The organism is Halomicrobium urmianum (assembly GCF_020217425.1).
Taxonomy (GTDB): domain Archaea; phylum Halobacteriota; class Halobacteria; order Halobacteriales; family Haloarculaceae; genus Halomicrobium; species Halomicrobium urmianum.
The window spans coordinates 592,468-612,675 of record NZ_CP084090.1 but is presented as its reverse complement, the minus strand read 5'-3'; the positions used below and the strand labels follow the sequence as shown (position 1 = coordinate 612,675).

Annotated in this window: 16 protein-coding genes; 9 read left to right on the top strand and 7 right to left on the bottom strand. The window is 67.9% G+C overall.

Annotation, left to right across the window (positions count from 1 at the left end; genetic code table 11):
• Nucleotides 1–98: 98 nt before the first annotated feature.
• Nucleotides 99–584, bottom strand: a complete 486-nt coding sequence (locus tag LCY71_RS02995; protein WP_225334882.1) for a COX15/CtaA family protein — start codon at nt 582–584, stop codon at nt 99–101.
• Between the two features lie 165 nt (nt 585–749).
• Between LCY71_RS02995 and LCY71_RS02990 the strand changes: the two genes are divergently transcribed.
• Entirely contained in the window at nt 750–3,002 is a 2,253-nt protein-coding gene (locus tag LCY71_RS02990; RefSeq protein ID WP_225334881.1) for an NADP-dependent malic enzyme, read from the top strand.
• A 267-nt stretch (nt 3,003–3,269) separates the two neighbouring features.
• Here the strand turns inward: LCY71_RS02990 and LCY71_RS02985 are convergent, their stop codons facing one another.
• The 3 genes from LCY71_RS02985 to LCY71_RS02975 form a co-directional block, all read right to left on the bottom strand.
• Nucleotides 3,270–3,887, bottom strand: a complete 618-nt coding sequence (locus LCY71_RS02985) for a ribonuclease H family protein (RefSeq protein WP_225334880.1) — start codon at nt 3,885–3,887, stop codon at nt 3,270–3,272.
• 81 nt (nt 3,888–3,968) lie between these two features.
• Entirely contained in the window at nt 3,969–4,217 is a 249-nt protein-coding gene (locus LCY71_RS02980) for a DUF8028 family protein (RefSeq protein ID WP_225334879.1), read from the bottom strand.
• A 275-nt stretch (nt 4,218–4,492) separates the two neighbouring features.
• Nucleotides 4,493–4,921, bottom strand: a complete 429-nt coding sequence (locus LCY71_RS02975; RefSeq protein ID WP_225334878.1) for a DUF8009 family protein — start codon at nt 4,919–4,921, stop codon at nt 4,493–4,495.
• Nucleotides 4,922–5,487: 566 nt separating this feature from the next.
• Here LCY71_RS02975 and LCY71_RS02970 point away from each other — a divergent pair.
• The 5 genes from LCY71_RS02970 to LCY71_RS02950 are packed head-to-tail and all read left to right on the top strand — an operon-like array spanning nt 5,488 to nt 11,566.
• On the top strand, nt 5,488–7,335 hold the full coding sequence (locus LCY71_RS02970) for an ABC transporter substrate-binding protein (RefSeq protein WP_225334877.1): 1,848 nt from the start codon (nt 5,488–5,490) through the stop codon (nt 7,333–7,335).
• A 57-nt stretch (nt 7,336–7,392) separates the two neighbouring features.
• Nucleotides 7,393–8,397, top strand: a complete 1,005-nt coding sequence (locus LCY71_RS02965) for an ABC transporter permease (protein ID WP_225334876.1) — start codon at nt 7,393–7,395, stop codon at nt 8,395–8,397.
• On the top strand, nt 8,384–9,418 hold the full coding sequence (locus LCY71_RS02960; RefSeq protein ID WP_225334875.1) for an ABC transporter permease: 1,035 nt from the start codon (nt 8,384–8,386) through the stop codon (nt 9,416–9,418). The genes LCY71_RS02965 and LCY71_RS02960 overlap by 14 nt, the downstream gene beginning before the upstream one ends.
• Nucleotide 9,419: 1 nt before the next feature.
• On the top strand, nt 9,420–10,511 hold the full coding sequence (locus LCY71_RS02955; protein WP_225334874.1) for an ABC transporter ATP-binding protein: 1,092 nt from the start codon (nt 9,420–9,422) through the stop codon (nt 10,509–10,511).
• A complete protein-coding gene (locus LCY71_RS02950; RefSeq protein WP_225334873.1) occupies nt 10,511–11,566 on the top strand; it encodes an oligopeptide/dipeptide ABC transporter ATP-binding protein in 1,056 nt (351 codons plus the stop codon). The genes LCY71_RS02955 and LCY71_RS02950 overlap by 1 nt, the downstream gene beginning before the upstream one ends.
• A gap of 87 nt (nt 11,567–11,653) precedes the next feature.
• On the opposite strand, the gene LCY71_RS02945 is transcribed toward LCY71_RS02950, so the two are convergent.
• Nucleotides 11,654–12,985: an ABC transporter substrate-binding protein gene (locus LCY71_RS02945; protein ID WP_225334872.1), complete on the bottom strand. Its 1,332-nt coding sequence runs from the start codon at nt 12,983–12,985 to the stop codon at nt 11,654–11,656.
• 187 nt (nt 12,986–13,172) lie between these two features.
• Entirely contained in the window at nt 13,173–15,704 is a 2,532-nt protein-coding gene (locus tag LCY71_RS02940; RefSeq protein ID WP_225334871.1) for a beta-mannosidase, read from the bottom strand.
• Between the two features lie 104 nt (nt 15,705–15,808).
• Here LCY71_RS02940 and LCY71_RS02935 point away from each other — a divergent pair, with 104 nt between their 5' ends.
• Nucleotides 15,809–16,045 (top strand): hypothetical protein, encoded by a 237-nt coding sequence (locus LCY71_RS02935; protein ID WP_225334870.1) that lies wholly within the window; start codon nt 15,809–15,811, stop codon nt 16,043–16,045.
• Nucleotides 16,046–16,142: 97 nt separating this feature from the next.
• On the opposite strand, the gene LCY71_RS02930 is transcribed toward LCY71_RS02935, so the two are convergent.
• Nucleotides 16,143–17,051: a HEAT repeat domain-containing protein gene (locus tag LCY71_RS02930; RefSeq protein ID WP_225334869.1), complete on the bottom strand. Its 909-nt coding sequence runs from the start codon at nt 17,049–17,051 to the stop codon at nt 16,143–16,145.
• A 154-nt stretch (nt 17,052–17,205) separates the two neighbouring features.
• On the opposite strand from LCY71_RS02930, the gene LCY71_RS02925 reads away from it, so the two are divergent.
• Nucleotides 17,206–18,528: a DUF7405 family protein gene (locus LCY71_RS02925; protein WP_225334868.1), complete on the top strand. Its 1,323-nt coding sequence runs from the start codon at nt 17,206–17,208 to the stop codon at nt 18,526–18,528.
• The gene (locus LCY71_RS02920) at nt 18,525–20,201 is read left to right on the top strand and encodes a CRTAC1 family protein (RefSeq protein ID WP_225334867.1); all 1,677 of its coding nucleotides are present in this window, start codon (nt 18,525–18,527) and stop codon (nt 20,199–20,201) included. The genes LCY71_RS02925 and LCY71_RS02920 overlap by 4 nt, the downstream gene beginning before the upstream one ends.
• The last annotated feature ends 7 nt before the right edge of the window (nt 20,202–20,208 follow it).

Sequence of the window (20,208 nt, the reverse complement as noted above, 5' to 3'; positions counted from 1 at the left end):
CCGGGTGTCAAGGCACCTTGCACACGCAGGGAGCGCCGCTCGCTGGACGGGCGCCGCTGCCCGTCGCGCGCGAGCGATTGCGCGCACGCAATCAGAGACTAGTCGGCTTTCGTCCCGGCCGGGGTGCCGGACTCGGCGACGTCGCCGCCGTCCCGGGGCTCGTCGTAGGCCCACGCCGTCGCGGCGACGAGCGCGATCAGGATGACCAGCGCGGCGGCGTGGTGGAGGACCTGCGCGAGGGCGCCGAAGTTGGCGATGGTGTTGGCGCCCAGCAGGATCTGGAGGGGAAGCGCGACGGTCGCGACGGCGGTCGCCCGCCGGACGCGCCGCCCGTGGTCGCCCCGCCAGGCGGCGTAGGTCGTCCCCAGGATGCCGAAGCCGGTCACCATCGCGACGAGTCGGTGGAACCACTCGACGAAGCTGGCCCAGTCGGCCGGGAACAGGCCTAACCAGCCGTCACAGAGCGGCCACCGGCCGGCGCAGGTGAGGCCCGCGCCGATCGCGCCGGTGTACACGCCCAGCAGGATCAGCACCGTTGTCAGCCCCGTCGTGACGGCGGCCAGGTGGCGAAACCGGAGGTCCATGTCCGCCACTCGGGTTCGATCGTATATATCTCCGGTCTTTCTCGATGACGCGCGTCCGCTCGGACTGCCGTCGCAGTGGGCTCACTCGATTCGACGATTGACGAATATACACGCGACGTTTGACGGATAACTTGCTTTTTTCACCGGCGGAGTTGACGCCCGCACATGGGACTTGACGAAGACGCGCTGGACTACCACAGTTCCGATCCGCCCGGTAAGATCGAGATCTCGACGACCAAGCCGACGAACACCCAGCGGGACCTCTCGCTGGCGTACTCTCCGGGCGTTGCAGCGCCCTGCCGAGCGATCGAGGAGAACGTCGGGGACGCGTTCCGATACACGGCCAAGGGGAACCTCGTGGGCGTCGTCTCCGACGGCTCGGCGGTTCTGGGGCTGGGCGACATCGGGCCGGAGGCCTCGAAGCCGGTCATGGAGGGGAAGGGCGTGCTGTTCAAGCGCTTCGCCGACATCGACGTCTTCGACGTCGAGCTAGATCCCGACGACACCGACGCGATGATCCAGTCCATCGACGCGATGGAGCCGACCTTCGGCGGGATCAACCTCGAGGACATCGCCGCGCCGGAGTGCTTCGAGATCGAGGAGCGCCTCAGCGAGTCGATGGACATCCCCGTGTTCCACGACGACCAGCACGGGACGGCCATCATCTCGGGTGCCGCGCTGCTGAACGCCGTCGACATCGTGGGCAAGGACCTCTCCGACCTCACGGTCGTCTTCTCAGGCGCGGGCGCCAGCGCCATCGCCTCCGCGCGGTTCTACGTCTCGCTGGGCGTCCGCAAGGAGAACATCGTGATGTGCGACTCCGGCGGGATCATCACCGAGGACCGCGTCGAACACGAGGACCTGAACGAGTTCAAGCGTGAGTTCGCCCGCGACGTCCCCGGCGGCGACCTCGCCGACGCGATGGACGGGGCGGACGTGTTCGTGGGCCTCTCGGTGGGCGGCATCGTCGACCAGGCGATGGTCCGGTCGATGGCCGACGATCCGATCATCTTCGCGATGGCTAACCCCGACCCCGAAATCGGCTACGAGGAGGCCAAGAGCGCCCGCGACGACACGGTCATCATGGCCACTGGGCGGTCCGACTACCCCAATCAGGTCAACAACGTCCTCGGGTTCCCGTTCATCTTCCGCGGCGCGCTCGACGTGCGCGCGACGGACATCAACGAGGAGATGAAGGTCGCGGCGGCGGAGGCGCTGGCCGAACTCGCGCGCCAGGACGTGCCCGACGCCGTGGTCAAGGCCTACGGCGACCAGCCGCTGCAGTTCGGCCCCGAGTACATCATCCCCAAGCCGCTGGATCCCCGCGTGCTGTTCGAGGTGACGCCCGCCGTCGCCGAGGCCGCCATGGAGAGCGGTGCCGCCCGGACCTCGCTGGACCTGGACACCTACGTCGAGACCCTGGAGGCTCGGCTGGGCAAGTCCCGAGAGATGATGCGCGTCGTCCTCAACAAGGCCAAGAGCGACCCCAAGCGGGTCGTCCTCGCCGAGGGCGACGACGAGAAGATGATCCGCGCCGCCTACCAGATGGACGATCAGGGCATCGCCGAACCGGTCCTGCTGGGCGACCGCGACCGCATCGAGGCCATCAGCGAGACGCTCGGGCTCTCCTTCGACCCCGAGGTCGTCGACCCCGACGAGAGCGACCTCGAGAAGTACGCCGAGCGACTCTACGAGATCCGCAAGCGGAAGGGCATCACCCGTCGCGAGGCCAGCGAACTCGTCGAGGACGGCAACTACCTCGGCAGCGTGATGGTCGAGACGGGCGACGCCGACGCGATGCTGACCGGCCTCACGCACCACTACCCCTCGGCGCTGCGGCCGCCGCTGCAGGTGATCGGCACCGCGCCCGACGCCGACTACGCCGCCGGGGTCTACCTGCTGACGTTCAAGAACCGCGTCGTCTTCTGCGCCGACACCACGGTCAACACCGACCCCTCCGAGGAGGTGCTGACCGAGGTGACCAAGCACACCGCGGATCTGGCACGCCGGTTCAACGTCGAGCCGCGGGCGGCGCTGCTGTCGTACTCCAACTTCGGCAGCGTCGACACCGAGGGCGCGCGGACGCCCCGGAAGGCCGCAAGCATGCTGCGCGCCGACCCCGAGGCCGACTTCCCGGTCGACGGCGAGATGCAGGCCGACACCGCCGTCGTCGAGGATATCCTCACCGGTACGTACGAGTTCTCGGACCTGGAGGACCCGGCGAACGTCCTCGTGTTCCCCAACCTCGAAGCGGGTAACATCGGGTACAAGCTCCTCCAGCGGCTGGGCGGCGCAGAGGCCATCGGCCCGATGCTGGTCGGCATGGACAAACCCGTCCACGTCATCCAGCGCGGCGACGAAGTCAAGGACATCGTGAACCTGGCGGGCGTCGCCGTGGTGGACGCCCAGCAGGAGTAATACGGACTGTTGTCGGTCAGTACCGGTACGACCGCCCACGGTCGGGCGGTCGTACCGGGAGACAGCTACAACGACGAGAGCGTTAGCTCCTCGGTCCGGTAGATCTGGTCAGGTCGGTGACGATCTCGTCGGACGACTCGTTCACGACCCGGCGGTCGTCGAGCCGCTCGACCGAGGACTCGGAGCGTTCGACCGGCGGCGTACGGGCGGCGCTGGCGACGCAGACCCGTGAACGAAACGGTGTGTCCAGGCGGGAGAAGCGCCGACCTAGTCGCTGACGCCGCGGTCCGCACGGGAGGGCGGCGGCACGCGCTCGTCGACCGTCGGCGTCTCCGGCAGGACGCAGCGGTCCGGTTCGGCGTTGACGTGCGCGTACTGGTCGGGCGCGTTGGCGAGCGGGTGGGCGGGGTTGCGGTCGCTGGGGATGCGCGCGGCGCGGACCTCGTCGAAGCCCCGCAGCCGGGCGCGGATGCCCCGCCAGTGGAGGCCGGTCGACTCCGGAACCGACGTCGAGTGCGGCGAGTCGCCCGCGCCCGCCGCGGCGAGCGTGGCGGCGTTGACGTTGGCCGCGAGCTCGTCGTGATCGATGAGGAGGCCCACGCTGGCGTCGTCGGGCGCTCGCGCCGCGAGCACGTCGAGGCCGAGGTGCAGCGCTCGATACTCGGCCACGTTGTTGTCGGGGGCTTCGTCGACCACGGAGCTGCGGGCGACGCGCTCCCCGTCGCGGGTTTCGATGACGACGCCGAGACCGCCGGCCGACTCCGTGTAGGAGCCGTCGGTCGCGAGGTAGAAGTCCCGGTGATGTGTGCGCGGCGGATGCGCGATGTGCGGCGTCGGTGACTCGTCGAACAGGTCTCGAAGTGACGGCCGGCCGTAAGCGGCCATACCACCCCTTGGGCGGCGGGGATGTTAAATATATTGCCGGTCAGCGGGTCGTTAAATATGTCGAGGAGCGGCGGCGGCCGATCACTCCCGGAGGTGGGAGTGGCCGACCAGGAGGGCGACGGCGTTGGCCGCAAGGAGGGCGAGGAAGGCCGTCACGTGGCTCGACTTCTCGAGGCCCGTCGCCAGCAGCGGGAGGTAGAGGAACGGGAGGGTTACCGCGGTCCAGAAGGCCACGCTTCTCGTTCGGCGGACGATGCTCTGGCTGACGTGTTCGATGGGCGTCGCTTCGTTCAGGGCGGTGCGTAGTTGGTTCGTGGGGGGACTCGACATCGGGGCCACCTGACGAGTACAACGTCCGGTTACCCCATATAACCGACAGAGGGTTCGAGTCGTTTCACCACCTTTCATCGGATCACAGCGCACGTAACGACGTTTTACGACGACATCAGAAGACGTTATACGTTTTATCGAGCGCTGTGAGGGGATGGGAATTGGAACTGAACGATCGGTCAGTTATCGGTCGGCTATAGTAGTAATTGAAACTATTCACACATCGAGGGGGCACTCGGAGTGCCCCTCGAGTGTGTCATTGCGTTCAATTCCTACTATAGATCCGGACCGTCGGCATCGAAGAGTGCCAGACTGGCCGTGTGGTCGTCGCCGACGGGGACGCGGTCGACGGCGTGGTCGACGACCCGCTCGCGCCATTCGTGCATCGCCTGGCGGTGACGAGTCCGGTGGCGCTCGACGGAGTAGTCGTCGTCCGGATCCGCCCTGATGGCGTCGGCCGTGTCGTCCGGGTGGGGCGGTGACGGGCAGTCGTCGTCGACGAGCCGGTCCGGCCGGAGGAGCGCCTGCGAGTCGTCGCCCGCCTCGTCGCCCTGTTCCACGTGGAGTCTCGCGCGCATCCGCCCGCTGAACGGGGCCGTCACCCGGAGCGCGGTTCGTTCCCGGTCCCGCTCGCGCGCTTCGAGCGCTGCGACGAGCTCCTCGGCGGTCACCACCACCGTATCGATCCTCGAGACGTCCGGCATCGGCTCCGGTGCAGCTACGGAGCCCGACGGGAATAGTGCTACTATAATATTGATGACCTATACGCGACGGGAAACGGTCCGGGATCAGTCCTGATAACCTCGTGCGCGGTCGCGTCTCCCACTAGACGACGCGTGCGAGGCGGTATTCGACCGACGGCACCGGTGAAGCCCATGACTGGCGTCCGGTAGCGGATCCCGATTTCACCGCTACACGGCCTCGGAACGGCGAACGTCGACCGGAGGCGACGACGGTGGACTCGCGAGTCCCCCGGATCGAAGGCACTGATCAGTTCGGGCGCTGCTCTGACTGCTCCAGCGGTTCGTGTCCCCATGCAAATTTGCGACCGATACTGACCGCATGTATGCGGTCTCGAAATAGAAAAAAGCCAGTTGTGGCTGGGTTATATATAAAGAATCTGTGTAACATGACTCTGTGGGGCGTTCCGTGGCTCGGAGAATGCGCCCGAAACGGCCGTGACGAAGGCGTTTTCGCGGGTGGTTCGAGAACCGGGGATCCGCCCAACACAACCTTTATTATCGATCAATACACCGAGTCAAGGTGGACCATGGCAGACGAATCCGAAAGCTATCGTGACGTCATTAGCCGCCGCCGGTTCGTGGAGCTCACGGGCGTGTCGGGCGCCGCTGCGCTCGCCGGCTGTGGCGGAGATGGCGGTGGATCGGACGCGGAAGACGGTTCGACAGGTACCGACGAAGGGGGGACGGACGGCTCTGACGGCGGCGACTCGTCGCAGGTGAACGACGTCACCCACCTCAGCATGACCAATCAGGTCCCGGCTAACATCCAGTTCAACATGCAGAACCCGAACAGCCGGGCCCAGATCTCACATCAGGCCCTCTTCGACGTGTACGCCCGGTTCAACTTCGCCGAGGGCGACTTCCAGTCCGGCGCGATCGAGGACTGGGAGTTCACGGGCGACACGTTCGAGATGACGCTCCGCGAGGGGCTGACCTGGGACGACGGCGACCCGGTCACCTCTGACGAGGTCGCGTTGAACCTCCGCCTCGACCAGCTGACGGGCGGTTCCCTGTGGGACTACGCGGACAGCGTCGAGACCTCGGACGAGCGGACCGTCGTCCTGAACATCTCGGACGACATCAACCCGACCATCGTCGAGTTCGACGTCATCGACGACCGATACGTCCACCAGAAGCCCGAACTCTTCGAGGAGTACTGGCAGACGTATCAGGACGGCGACGAGGACGAGGCCGCTCGCCAGCTCCAGAACTTCGCCTACCAGGACGTCGTCGCTTCGGGACCCTTCTCGAAGGAGCAGGCCGGTCAGCAGCAGATGCTGACCAGCCGTCGTGAGGACCACCCCGACGCGGAGAACATCAACTTCAGCGAGTACGCGTTCCAGTACATCGACGGCAACCAGCAGACCCACCAGGCGCTGATCAACAACGAGCTCGACTCCGTGTTCAGCGTCTTCGCACCGCCCGAGGTCGTCGACCAGATGCCCGACTCGGTTCGGCTCGAGACCATCCCCTCGAAGTGGGGGTACGGTCTCGTGCCGAACCACAGCGCGGACCACGTCGGCGACCGCGCGGTGCGACAGGCCATCCAGTACGTCATCGATCGCCAGACCGTCGTCCAGAACGTCGGTAGCACGCTGAAGACGGCTCCCGAGGTGCCCGTCGGCATCCCGACGGACGACCAGGAGCGGTGGCTCGGCGACGCCATGAGCGACTTCAACACCTACGGCGTCGACGAGGCGATGACCGACGAGGCCGCGGCCGTCCTCGAGGAGGCCGGCTACTCGAAGAACAACGGTACCTGGCAGGACCCCGACGGCAACGCCGTCAGCCTGCCGGTCACGGTCCCGACGGGTTGGTCCGACTGGGTCACGGCGACCGAGACCGTCGTCGACCAGCTCAACGCCTTCGGTTTCGACGCGACCGTCGACTCCCGGAGCTTCGACTCGCTGCAAAGCACGGCCTGGCCCAACGGCGACTACAAGCTCGCGGCCGGTGGCTGGCTGCCCGGCGGTGGCCGCGCGGCGTTCGCCTACTTCAGCCTGCACCACCAGCTCGTCGAGAACTTCCGCGGATTCACCTACAACTACGAGCCCGCGGCCGAGACCCGCGGCGGCAGTCGCTCGGACGTCACCGTCCCCGACATGGACGGCAACGAGATGACGGTCAACCCCAGCGACCGCCTCGGTGAGCTGTCCGGCACTACCGACGAGGACCTCACGCAAGAGATCATCCGCGAGCAGGCCTGGGTCACCAATGTCGACCTCCCGATGATCCCCGTCATGGAGAAGCTCGAGGAGTCGTTCCTCACCACCGACGTGTGGGACATCCCCGAGGAAGGCGACGGCGCCTTCCAGGTCCGCTGGCCCAACACCTGGCTCCCGCGGCAGGGCGAGATGACCTACTCCGGCGAGTAAACTGAGGAACAGATCTCTCACCAAAATTCATTTGACTTGAGAGCCAGATACGCAATCATGAACAGCTACTATATCGAACGGACTGGACGGGCGGTGCTCACGCTCTGGCTCGTCGTCACCCTGACCTTCGGGATCATCCGGTTGCTTCCGGGCGGTCCTCTGGTCCAGCTGCGCGCGCAGCTGATCCGGCAGGGTGTCGACCCGAGCGAGATCGAGGGCATCATCGAAACGTATCAGAACTTGCGGCCGAACGAGCCGATCTACATCCAGTACATCGACTACGTCTCGTCGCTCGTGGTCGGCGACATGGGACAGTCGTTCCGGTACAGCAAGCCGGTGTCGGCGATCATCGGCGACGCGCTCCCGTGGACGGTCTTCGTGATGGTGACAGCGACGCTGATCCTGTTCGCCATCGCGATCGTCTGGGGCGCCGTCATGGCGTACAAGGAGGGGTCGACGCTCGACACCGTCTCGAGCGCGCTGTCGATCCTCTTCTCGACGGTCCCCTTCTACGTGTTCGCCATCATGCTGGTCGTCGTCTTCGGGTACAGGCTCGGCCTGTTCCCGACGAGCAACCGCACGAGTCCGGGCATGCTGGATCCGTACTCGATCAAGTTCGTCATCGACGCGTTACACCACGCGATACTGCCGATCACGTCGATCGTAGTGACGCAGGCCGGCCTCCAGGCGCTGGCGATGCGCGGCAACTCCATCCAGGTGCTCGGCGAGGACTACGTCCGGGTCGCCCGGCTCCGGGGTCTCTCCGACAGCCGGATCTCCGTGCGCTACGTCGCGCGCAACGCCATCCTCCCGATGTACACCGGGTTCCTGACCCTCATCGGGTTCAACCTCGGTGGCTCGGTCATCCTGGAGGAGGTGTTCACCTATCCCGGGATCGGATACTACATGTTCGCTGCCCTCGAGGCCCGCGACTACCCGCTGATGATGGGCGTGTTCCTCATCATCACGACGGCGCTGGTCGTGGCGGTGTTCATCGCGGACCTCACGTACGGCAAGATCGACCCCCGCGTCGAAACAGGTGATTCCAGTGAAGCGTACTGAATCAGACTCCGTCGCCACGGACACGGAATTCTCCTTCGAGACGAGCGGATCGACCGTCGAAGTCAGCCGGAGCGAACGGCTGCGGGAGTTCTACGAGGAGTTCATCTACAAGCCCGGCCTGGTCGCCTGGAGCGACCGGCGGACCCGCGTCGGGTCGCTGATCATGGCTATCTACGTCCTGATGGGGACCGTGGGCGTCGTGTTCTACAAGGCGCCGAACTCCAATCAGGTCGAGCGGAGCATCCAGCCGTTCCAGACGATGGCGGCGCCGCTGGGCAGTACCCGCTCGGGCGTGGACGTCCTCGCGATGGTGATCCACGCGACCCCGGAGATGCTGCTGATGCTGCTGGCCGGCGGCCTGTTCGCGACCGGGGTCGCCGTCGCGATCGGCACCTTGGCCGGGTACAAGGGCGGGACGACCGACCGCCTGCTGACGACGTTCTCGGACATCGCGATGTCGATCCCGGGGCTGCCGCTGATCATGGTCCTGGCCATCGTGTTCAACCCGACGAACCCGGCGCTGATCGGGATCCTCATCACCGTCAACTACTGGGCCGGCCTGGGCCGGTCGATCCGGTCGCAAGTGCTGACGCTGCGCGAGGAGTCCTACGTCGAGGCCTCCCGCACCATGGGCGTCTCGACGCCCCGGATCCTGGTCAAGGACGTCATCCCGAACATCATGCCGTACGTGCTGGTCAACTTCGCGAACGCGGCCCGCTACGTCGTGTTCGCGTCGGTCGGCCTGTACTACCTGGGCATCCTGCCCACGTCGGTCGACAACTGGGGCCTCCAGCTCGACCAGGCCTACCGACAGGCCGGGGCGCTGACCGGCGCCGGGACGATGTACCAGCTGGTCGTACCGATGCTCGCCATCATGTTCATCGCGCTCGCGCTGATCCTGCTGGCGCAGGGAATGGACCGGGTGTTCAACCCGCGCGTCCGGACCCGACTGGCCGGCGAATCCGAGTCCGCCGGTGGCGAAGACACCGAAGAAACCTCCGCTGCGGAGATGATAACATAACATGGCGGTCGATCACGCACAACCTGACGACAGCGACACGAACGCGGTAGAGGTCGACGACCCACTCGTCCAGGTCCGGGACGCCGCCGTAACGTACGACGAGGGCGAGTCGTACGTCCTCGACCACGCCTCTCTGGACATCGCACGTGGCGAGGTCCTGGGCGTCGTCGGTGAGAGCGGGTCCGGGAAGTCGATGCTGGCCTCCTCGCTGCTGGACGCCGTCCCGGACCCGGGACTGCTCACGGGCCAGATCAACTACCGACCCCGGGACGGCGATGAGATCGACGTCCTCGAACTGGAGAAGGAAGAGCTCCGCCAGCTGCGCTGGGAGGAGATCTCGATGGTCTTCCAGGGCGCGATGAGCTCGTTCAACCCCACCATGAGCGTGGGCGCTCACTTCCGGGAGACGATCGAGGCCCACGGCAAGGACATGGAGGAGGGCATGGCCCGCGCCCACGAGTTGCTCGAGGACCTCTACCTCGAACCGGAACGGGTTCTGGAGTCGTACCCCCACGAGCTGTCCGGCGGCATGCAGCAGCGAGCGTTGATCGCGCTGTCGCTGGTCCTGGACCCGGAGCTGCTCGTCATGGACGAGCCGACCGCGGCCCTGGACCTGCTGATGCAGCGGTCGATCCTCCAGCTGCTCGACGACCTCCAGCAGAAGTACGATCTCACCATGATCTTCATCACGCACGACCTGCCGCTGGTGGCCGCCCTGGCCGACAGGATGGCCATCATGTACGCGTTCAACCTGGTGGAGATCGGTGACACGCGGGACGTGGTCTACGACGCGGCCCATCCGTACACGCGGGCGCTGCTGAACTCGACGCCGAACCTCGACGCGCCGCTGGAGGACATGGAGCCCATCGAGGGCTCCGCACCGGCGCCGATCAACATGCCCGGCGGCTGCGCCTACCACCCGCGCTGTCCGCTCGCCGACGAGCAGTGTCGCTCGACGGTGCCGGAGTACCACGTGGTCGGCGACGACCACGGCGCGGCCTGCTTCCACTGGGAGGCGGCCGTCGAGGAGATCCCGCTCGTCTACGACGAGGACCTCGGTGACGCCGCCAGCAGCGGCGGAGGTGAGTACTGATGAGCAGCGACGAACCCCTCATCTCGCTGGAGAACGTCGAGGTGCACTTCGAGAACCAGCCGGGGCTGCTCGAGTTCGACGAGGAGCCCCAGACGGTCCGCGCCGTCGACGGCGTCTCGATTGACATCCACGAGAACGACGTCGTCTCTCTCGTGGGCGAGTCCGGCTGCGGGAAGACGACGCTGGGCAAGACCGCCATCGGCCTCCAGCGGCCGACCGGTGGCAGCGTCAAGTACCGGGGCCACGACATCTGGGACGTCCGCGACGGCAAGGTCGACGCGGACATCACCTGGGACGAGATCCGTACCTCGCTGCAGATCATCCACCAGGACCCCGGGAGCTCGCTCAATCCGAACCGGCGGATCGTCTCGATCCTGTCGGTGCCGCTCAAGCAGGTCCACCCGGACCTCAGCCGGGGCGAGCGCCAGGAGCGGATCTACGCGCTGCTGGAGCGCGTCGGGATGACGCCGGCCGCCGACTTCGCGGACCGGTATCCCCACCAGCTCTCCGGCGGCGAGAAGCAGCGCGTCGCGCTGTGTCGCGCGCTGCTGATGAACCCGGACGCCATCCTCGCGGACGAGGCCATCTCGGCGCTGGACGTCTCCCTGCGCGTCGAGATGATGGACCTGATGCTGGAACTGCAGGACGAGTTCAACACCTCCTTCATCTTCATCTCGCACGACCTCTCGAACGCCCGCTACTTCACGGCCCACGGGGACGGTCGGATCGGGGTCATGTACCTGGGCCAGATGGCCGAGATCGGCCCGGCCGAGGACATGATAACGGATCCGCACCACCCCTACACGAACGTGCTACGGTGGGCGACGCCGGACCTCTCGCTGCGGGAGGCCGGCGAGCCGCCGATGCGGAAGATCGACATCCCCGACCCGGTCAACCCGCCGTCGGGCTGTCGGTTCCACACGCGGTGTCCCGAGGCCCGCGAGGCCTGTCAGACGGAGAACCCGCCGGCCTACCGGAGCAACGGCCAGCGTGTCAGTTGCTTCCGCGAGGACGAGGACCACGAGTACTGGAACAGTCCCGAGCTGACGGACTGATCCGGTCCCGACGGCTTTTTTCGAGGTGACGCGACGAACGGACGGTTTCGCAGAAGTCGGATCGATCGAGCGGCTACTGCCGCGGCGTCACAGCGAGCAATCGCTGGCCGGCGACTCGTCGCAGCCGGCGACGGCGTCCTCGACGAGGTCGACTGGCTCTAGCTGGCCGTCCGCGACGCGGACGACGGGCACGGGGCGGGTCGCCTGGTGGTTGCAGGCCTGCAGGTATTCCCGGCCCAGACCGAGGTCGTGGGCACTGTCCTCGAGTTCGCTCCTGACGGCCCCCGCGCCGGTCGAATTGGCGCGCTCGACGGCGGCCGCGTACGTGAAGACCTCGCCGTAGACGAGGTGGGCGGCGCCGGTGCCCGCGCGGGGACCGGGCGCCTGATCGCCGTACGCGTCCTGATAGGTGGAGTCGAACACGTCGGACAGTTCCCCGTCGATGGCGCCGTGCCAGGGGACGGTCCCGAGGACGTCGCCGTTCCACTCGGTCGCCGCCTCGACCACCGACGGCGTCAGCAGCGGGACGACGAGGGCGGTGTCCTCGTCGATGTACTCGCCGGCCTGGTGCAGGACGTTGACGGCGTCGAGGCCGAAGAGGTTGCAGAACACCGCCGACGGGTTGGTCGTCCCGACGCGGTTGAGGCGGTGGCTGTAGTCGGTCGTACCGCGGCGCTCGCTCGCCGTGCCGAAGCCCTGCCAGTTCGGCGCGTCGTCCTGATTGAAGTAGTCCGTGATGACCTCGGAGAGGTCCTCGCCCTCGGGCGCCTCGGTGTTGAGCCTGTAGTACGTGCCGCTGTCGTCGCCGACGTGGTCGACGACCGCGGGCACGAGCGCGCGGACGAGCGCCGTGGCGGGGTACATCTCCCGGTACGTGTGGGGCGAGCAGCCCTCGTCGGCCATCGAGGAGAGCGTCGCGACCCCCGGGAAGTACGGGACCTCGTGTTCCGCCGAGAGGTCCCGCAGCGTCGCTGCGACGTCCCCCGCGACCCCGCCGAACAGCGCGTCGACCTCGCCGTTCTCCAGAAGCGGAGCGGCGTTCGACGCCGCCGTGTCGGCGGTGCCGGCCGTGTCGACCTCGACGGTCTCGACGTCGACCCCCTCGACGCCGGTCCGGCTCTTCAAGACGCCGAAGGTCCCGGCCTCCTGGTACCCGCCGCCCTCGTTGAGGTGCTGGACCGCCATCTCGAACCCGCGGCGCTCCTCCTCCCCGACGTCGATGTAGGTACCGGAGGTCGCCGTGGCCAGGCCGATGGTGATCTCGTCGACGCTCTCCGCGGGCGTGCCCGCGCCTGCGCCGTCGTCGCTCGAATCGAGACAGCCGGCGAGTCCGCTCGCCGCCACGCTCCCCCCCAGTGTCGCGAGGACGCGGCGGCGAGTCGGTCGACTACCGGCTGGTTCGTTCCTACCCCAGTCCATACCAGTCGGTTGCGAGTTATCGCACATATCACTTTGGGCAGTTACGCGGAATGTGATCGGCCCTCGAGGTCGGCCGACTGCGGTATCGTCCGGCGACGCGCGACCGGGACGGGCGGAAAGGTATCAGGACCGTTATCGGTCAAGTATCAGAGACGATCGGGTGGGCGGAGTGGAGACGACCCGGGAGTCAGTAGGTGTCGCGGAGGTGGCGGACCGACAGGTCCTCGGCCAGGCGGGCCGCCACGACGGCGTCGCGGCGGCCGTCGTAGGAGTCGAAGGCGACGGTGCGCTCCTCGCCGGGCGCGAGGTGGAAGTAGTTGTCCGAGAACGACCCGCGGAACGTGCCCGCGTCGAGTTCGACGAACAGGGCGGCGTCCTCGCTGGCGACGGTCACCGCGGCGCCGTCCACCGTCACGTCGAGGTCGGCCTCGGGCAGGGACAGCGCCTTGTAGTCCTCGAAAAAGGCCGCCGTGGGGTAGGACTCGCCGGGGCCGTCGTACTCGGCGCGGATCATGACCTCCGAGGGCGCGACGTCCTCGGGGAGGTCCCCGCGCTCGACGGTCAGCAGGGCCGTGCTCTCGTGGGCGTCGAGGTCGGCATCGACGGTCTCCTCGCGGACCACGTCGCCGTCGAGGGTGACGACTCGCAGGGCGATCTCGCCCTCGATCGGTTCGGTCAGGTCGCTGGTGATCCACAGGGTCTGGGCGACGACGTCGCCCCGGTCGGCGTCGTCCCCGTCGTCGGCCTGGGCGTTCTCGGCGCCGCCAGCGCCCTCGAACTCCGGGTGGAAGGAGACGAGCACGGGCGCGTACTGGCGGCGGGCCGCGTACTGCTGGGCCTTCCACTTGCCGTCGTACTCGATCGAGGCCCACGACGCGACCGGCCAGAGGTCGTTGAGCTGCCAGTACAGCGTGCCCATCGTGGTGGGCTTGCGACGGCGCCAGTGCTCGATGGCCGTCGTCATGGCCTCGGCCTGGAGCAGCTGGGAGACGTAGACGAAGTCGGAGAAGTCGAAGGGGATCCGGAAGTAGCTGGCCGTCCGCTTGAGGATGGTGGTGTTCCCGCCGGGGTTGCGCTGGTGGTGCTCCATTATCGGCGCGGTGGGGTTGAAGTCGTCCTCGTCGAGGACGGTCGAAAGCGAGTCCAGCGAGGGGAACGACTGGTAGCCGAACTCGGAGACGAACCGCGGTTCGGTCGCGTAGTAGTCCTCGAAGGGCTGGCCGGCGTGCCAGACGTCCCAGTAGTGGACGTCGCCCTTCTCGAAGATGTAGGGGTCGTCCTCGTCGGGGCCGCTGGAGGGCGAGCCCGGCCAGTAGGTCCGCGAGGGGTCCTCCGCCTCGCAGGCCGGGCCGACGGTCTCCTCGTAGAGCTTCCGGTAGTCCTCGACGTGCTGTTCGTGGGCCTCGTGGTCGCCGTACCAGTTGTGCAGGGCCTCCTCGTTCTCGTTGTTGGCGCACCACAGCGCGATGGAGGGGTGGTTGGCCAGCCGGCGGACCTGGTAGCGGACCTCCGCCTCGACGCTGTCGAGGAACCTCTCGTCGGCGGGGTACAGCGCGCAGGAGAACATAAAGTCCTGCCAGACGAGCAGGCCGTACTCGTCGCAGAGGTCGTAGAAGTCGTCGTACTCGTAGTAGCCGCCGCCCCACACGCGGAGCATGTTCATGTTCGCGTCGGCGGCGCTGCGGATCAGGTGCTCGTAGCGGTCCCGGGTCACCTCGCCGTACATCGGGGCCGCGGGGATGGTGTTGGCCCCCTTGGCGAACACCGGTTCGCCGTTGACCTCGAAGTAGAAGGAGGTGCCCTCCTCGTCGGGTTCGACGACGAGGTCGATCTCGCGGAAGCCCACGCGGTCGGCGACGGCGTGCGCCTCGCCGCGCTCGTCGTCCTCGACCGTCACCGCGAGGTCGTACAGCGGCTGGTCGCCGTAGCCGTTGGGCCACCAGCGGTCCACGTCGCCGACGTCGACGGTCAGTTCGACCTCCTGCTCGCCCGCTTCGAGGGCCACCGTCTCGGTGACGTTGGCGCCGGCCACGTCGACGCCGAGGTCGTACTCGCCCGCTTCGGGCGCGTCGATCCCGGCCCGGACGGTCAGGTCGACGCCGTCGCCGGCGTGGTCCTGTTCGGTCTTCGTGTACCTGATCCGGGGGCTGGAGTAGGCCACCAGCGAGACGTCGCGGTAGATACCGACCGTCGGGAGGCAGGGGCCCCAGTCCCAGCCGTAGTGGCACTGGGCCTTGCGGACGAACGACCGCGCGGGCTGGTCGACGGGGTAGCGGATGGCGGGCACCTCGTAGGGGTGCTCCTCGGCCCGCTCCTGCCCGTACTCGACGGGCGACCGGAACCGCACCGCGATCTCGTTCTCCCCGGGTTCGAGCGCGTCGGCGACGTCGAACTCATGGCCGACGTGCATGTTGATCGACCGGCCGACCTCCTCGCCGTTGACGAGGACGGTCGCGACCGTGTCGAGGCCGTCGCACTGCAACAGGACGCGGTCGTGGTCCAGCAGCGACTCGTCGACCGCGACGGTCCGCCGGTACTCCCAGTCTGTCTTCCCCACCCACTGGACGTCCAGTTCGTTGTCCTCGTAGAAGGGATCGGGAATCTCGCCGGCGTTCAGCAGGTCGGTGTACACCCCGCCCGGGACCGACCCGGACAGCCACTCCCCGTCGCCGTCCCGCTCTCGAAAGCGCCACGTGCCGTCGAGTGATTGCTTTTGCATACTTTCGCCTGGCGCGCAGGCGGCCATAATACTACCGCCACCGCCGTCTCGGCCGCGCTGGCCGTTTGGGAAAGTTCTTGGCCCGGCCCGGCGAACGCGCTGCCATGGACTGGCGCGACGAGTTCTGGGGGGCGGTCTACGACTACCGCCAGCACCTGTGGCTGCTGGAGATGTTCATGCTCTTCCTGTTCATCCTCACTGCGATGTCGTTCGCGCTGGGCCACGAGGAGGAGGGATCGCGCGTGATCGCGTTCGTCAACCTGGGGCTCATCGGCGTCACGGGAGGGCTTGCGGCCGTCCTGTACTGGTACGCGACGAAGCGGAAGAAGGAACAGTCCTGACGCGGCGTCGTTCCGGGTGCGAGTCGCCCCGGCCGACCGTATCTGCGCCCGCCGGGCGGCGGCGGCCGACCACGTCCGCCGAGTGCGGCGACCGCCGCTACCCGTTCTCGATGAACGCGGCCGTCTCCGTGGCCAGTTCGCACAGGTCGTCGTCGGCCTCGTCGTCGTCGGCCAGTTCGCGCAGCGGCTCGACGGCCGCCTCGTCGCCGACGAAGCCCAGCGCCGCGACGGCGCTGGCCCGCGTCGGGTCGTCCGGCCCGTCGAAGGTGCCGATCAGCGCGTCCGTGACGCCGCCCACGGCGTCTGGCTGCTGTTCGGCCACGTTGGCCAGGGCGTCGGCCGCGGCGGCCGTGACGGCCGGGCTGTCGTCGTCCAGCAGGTCGGCCAGCCGGCCCACGTGGTCCATCACCGCCTCCGCGTCGCGGTCGGCGACCGCCACCACGACGTGCGCCGCGACCGCGCGTGCGGCCAGCTGCCGCCGCTCGGCCTTCTCCCGGACGTCGTTGATCGTCTGGACCTGGGCGCTGTGGGCGTTGGGGTCCGGTTCGTACCCCTCGGTCGGGTCCTCGACGGGCTGTTCGACCACGGTCAGCAGGTCGTCGGCGTGCGCCGTGAAGACCTCCGGCCGGTCGACGGCGACGGGCCGGAGCGCCCGGGCCGCGACAGTCCGGACGAGCGGGATGTCGTGGTCCAGCAGGCCGATCAGGCCGCCGACGTCGTCGGCGACGTGGCCCGGGTCCTCCTCGGCCAGCAGCGAGAGGGTGAAGAGCACCTCCTTGAGGACGACCGTCCGCTCGTCGTCGAACATCTCCACCAGCGTCGGCACGAGCGGCTCGACCAGTTCGAGGTCCTCGGCGGCCATCGTCGAGACGATCTGGGCCGCTCGCGTCCGGTCGATGTTGTTCTCGCTCTTCAGCCCCGCCCGGACGAGGTCGAGGTCGATCTCCTCCGGCGGCGTCTCCGTCGGATCGACGTCCCTGATCTCGTCTGCGTCACCCGTTGTCATCCTACTGCCACACCGGGTACCCGATCCAGTTATCCCTTTCGACAGGCGCCGGTTCGCGTTCGGCGTCGGATCGCGGGCGAAACGACCGTCTCACAGCGGGTTCGACTCCAGGGTTCGGGAAACGTTTATACACGGTCGTTCGTAATCGGAGACGATGGATTTCGAGCGCTTCCGGGCCGTGTCCCGACGCGACTTCGTGACGTCGGCCGTGGCCATCGGGGGGACGAGCGCTCTCGCGGCCTGTCAGGACCGCGAGCGGGCCGCGACGGAGACGGGGGCCGACGGCGACGGCGGGGAGGACGACGACGCACTCGACCTCCCCCGGCCAGAGGACCCGTCAGACCGGCCGAACGGGCTGCATCGATGGAACGACTACCTCGTGCGCAACGCGCACGGCAACACGGTGCTCCCGCGCCACCAGGTCGTGCTGGGCCTCTCCTACGAGGGGTCGGTCCCACCGACCGACGAGGAGCGCGAGCAGGTCGAGGCGGCCCTGAGAACGCTCGACCGCGCGTACCAGTGGGGGACGTCCGGGAATCAGGGTGCCTCGCTGAGCAACGGCCTCCTCTGGATGCTCGGCTACTCCCAGCGGTACTTCGACCGCCTGGACGCCGACCCCGACCCGCTCCTCTCGCCGGAGGAGGTGCTGGACGCCGTCGGCGAGGACGCGTCGCTGGCCGACCCCTTCGACGCCGTCCTCGTGCTGAACGCCGACTACGGATCGGTGGCTATGGCCCCGGAGCACGCGCTGTGGGGCGAGACAGACCAGCTCAACGGCGTCGAGGTCGAGGCGACGCTCGAGGGCGTCTTCTCCCGGGAGACCCGTCGCACGGGGATCACCGGCAAGGGCGTCGTCGCCCGCGAACTCGACAACGAAGACGTCCCCGAGGAGGCGCCGCTCTCGATGGGCTACCGGTCGGGGTTCGCCGACAACCAGGCCCCGGAGGACAGGGCGACCATCGACGACGGCCCCTTCGCGGGCGGGTCGACGCTCGCGGTGTCGCGGCTCCACATCGACCTCGACCGCTGGTACGACCAGGACACCGAGGAGCGGGCCGCGGAGATGTTCTGCCCGGCCCACGACCTCGACGAGGTGGGCGAGACGGCCGAGCAGCTGGGCACCTCCAGCCGGATCACGCCGGAGGACGCCGAGAGCGTCGAAGAACACGCCGAGGAGTACGGTCGGATCGGCCACTCCCAGAAGGTCGCCCGGGCCCGGGACGACGACTTTGTCCCGAAGATCATCCGCCGCTCCGAGGGCGTCGCGACGGACGTGGCAGAAGGCGCCGGCTTCAACTTCACGTCGATACAGGCCGACGTTCAGGACTTCGTCGAGGTCCGCAAGGCGATGCACACGGAGGAGTACGACGTCGACCTCGACGCCGACGACCACGGCATCGTCGACTACCTCGAGACGAAAGCCCGGACCGCCCTGATCGTTCCGCCGCGCGAACGGGTCGCGCTCCCGGAGCCATGAGACGGCGCGGGCTCCTCGTGGTCGCCGTCGCGCTGCTGGCCGTCACCGCCGGCTGTTCCGCGCCGATGGGCGGCGCCAGCGACGCGGACGCCGGCGGCGAGATCGGCTTCGAGGACGCGACCGCATCGGCCGGACTGAACTACACCGACGCCGTCGGGACCGGTATCGGAAACGGCAACGCCGGGGTCTACGTCGCCGACGTGGACGGCGACGGGTGGGAGGACGTCCTCGCCGTCGGCGGCGAGCGGCCCGTCCTCTTCGAGAACCGCGGCGGCGAGTTCACCCGCTCGGACGCCCTGCCCGACCTGAACCGCTCGTTCAAGTCGGCCGCGTTCGTCGACTACGACGGCGACGGCAGCGAGGACCTCCTCCTGTTGCCCGCCGGCGGCGAGGTCGTCGCCCTGCACAACGACGGCGGGGCGTTCGAGCGCGACGACGTCGGACTCGGGAACGTCACGTACCCGCTCGGGGCAGCCCCGGCCGACTACGACGGCGACGGCGACCAGGACCTCCTGCTCTACCAGTCGGGCGACTGGGCCGACGAGAAGCCCGAGGGCTACTCCGCCCTCAACGGCACCCTCGATGAGGACAACGGCCACCCCAACATCCTCTACGAGAACACCGGCGACGGATTCGAGCGCGTCGGGGACGCCGGCATCGAGGGCGACCGCTGGAGCCTCTCGGCGAGCTTCGTCGATCTGACCGGCGACGGCCGTCCCGACGTCCACGTCGCCAACGACTACAACTCCGACGTGATCTACGTCAACCAGGGCGACGGCACCTTCGAGCAGCGACTCCTCCGGGGCAACACCGCCCGCAACGGCATGTCCTCGGAGGTCGTCGACGTGAACCGCGACGGTCGGCCCGACGTCCTCGTCACCAACATCCACCTCCCGATCAGCCGGGAGACGATGTCGCCGGAGCGCTACGAGCGCGTCGAGGACTTCCTGCGGTGGGTCATCCACTCCAACCGGACCAGGGGCAACACGCTGCTGATCAACGAGGGCGGCGGCGAGTTCTCCGACGGGGCCGAGCGGTGGAACCTCCGGTCGGGCGGGTGGGGGTGGGCCGCCACCGCCACCGACTTCGACAACGACGGCGACCGCGACCTCATGCACACCACGCAGAACGTCGTCGCGATCGACCGCGAGGATCCCCACTACACCTACCCCATGCTCTGGGAGCGCGAGGGCGGCAACTTCACCACGCTGGACGCCAGCGAACGCGGCCTCGCACAGGACAACGGCCGCGGGATGGTCACGCTCGACTACGACCGCGACGGCGACCAGGACGTGATCTCGGCCAACTACGACGGAAACTACACCCTCTACGAGAACACGGTGAACACCAGTGAGACGAGCAGCCTGCAGGTTCGCGTCGTCGACGACGACGGTGCCACCGCCTACGGCGCCGAGGTCCGGGTCGAGGCGGACGACACCCAGGTCCGCACGCAGCGGCCCCGCACGGACTACCTCTCACAGGAGAGCCGCGTGATCCACTTCGGCCTCGGCGACGCCGACGCCGCCGACGTGACCGTCACCTGGCCCGACGGCACCGAGCGCACCGTCGAAGGCGTGTCCGCGGACCAGCGCGTGCTGCTCGCGCCGGACGGGGTCGAGCAGGTCGGCGAGTTCACCGAGGGAGCGGACATCGCGAACGGGGATCAAGGTTAAGCCACTC

Bases quoted from the DNA above. Each gene is read 5' to 3' on its own strand.
- LCY71_RS02995 (WP_225334882.1), bottom strand. From the start codon at position 584: ATGGACCTCCGGTTTCGCCACCTGGCCGCCGTCACGACGGGGCTGACA.
- LCY71_RS02990 (WP_225334881.1), top strand. From the start codon at position 750: ATGGGACTTGACGAAGACGCGCTGGACTACCACAGTTCCGATCCGCCC.
- LCY71_RS02985 (WP_225334880.1), bottom strand. From the start codon at position 3,887: ATGGCCGCTTACGGCCGGCCGTCACTTCGAGACCTGTTCGACGAGTCA.
- LCY71_RS02980 (WP_225334879.1), bottom strand. From the start codon at position 4,217: ATGTCGAGTCCCCCCACGAACCAACTACGCACCGCCCTGAACGAAGCG.
- LCY71_RS02975 (WP_225334878.1), bottom strand. From the start codon at position 4,921: ATGCCGGACGTCTCGAGGATCGATACGGTGGTGGTGACCGCCGAGGAG.
- LCY71_RS02970 (WP_225334877.1), top strand. From the start codon at position 5,488: ATGGCAGACGAATCCGAAAGCTATCGTGACGTCATTAGCCGCCGCCGG.
- LCY71_RS02965 (WP_225334876.1), top strand. From the start codon at position 7,393: ATGAACAGCTACTATATCGAACGGACTGGACGGGCGGTGCTCACGCTC.
- LCY71_RS02955 (WP_225334874.1), top strand. From the start codon at position 9,420: ATGGCGGTCGATCACGCACAACCTGACGACAGCGACACGAACGCGGTA.
- LCY71_RS02950 (WP_225334873.1), top strand. From the start codon at position 10,511: ATGAGCAGCGACGAACCCCTCATCTCGCTGGAGAACGTCGAGGTGCAC.
- LCY71_RS02945 (WP_225334872.1), bottom strand. From the start codon at position 12,985: ATGGACTGGGGTAGGAACGAACCAGCCGGTAGTCGACCGACTCGCCGC.
- LCY71_RS02940 (WP_225334871.1), bottom strand. From the start codon at position 15,704: ATGCAAAAGCAATCACTCGACGGCACGTGGCGCTTTCGAGAGCGGGAC.
- LCY71_RS02935 (WP_225334870.1), top strand. From the start codon at position 15,809: ATGGACTGGCGCGACGAGTTCTGGGGGGCGGTCTACGACTACCGCCAG.
- LCY71_RS02930 (WP_225334869.1), bottom strand. From the start codon at position 17,051: ATGACAACGGGTGACGCAGACGAGATCAGGGACGTCGATCCGACGGAG.
- LCY71_RS02925 (WP_225334868.1), top strand. From the start codon at position 17,206: ATGGATTTCGAGCGCTTCCGGGCCGTGTCCCGACGCGACTTCGTGACG.
- LCY71_RS02920 (WP_225334867.1), top strand. From the start codon at position 18,525: ATGAGACGGCGCGGGCTCCTCGTGGTCGCCGTCGCGCTGCTGGCCGTC.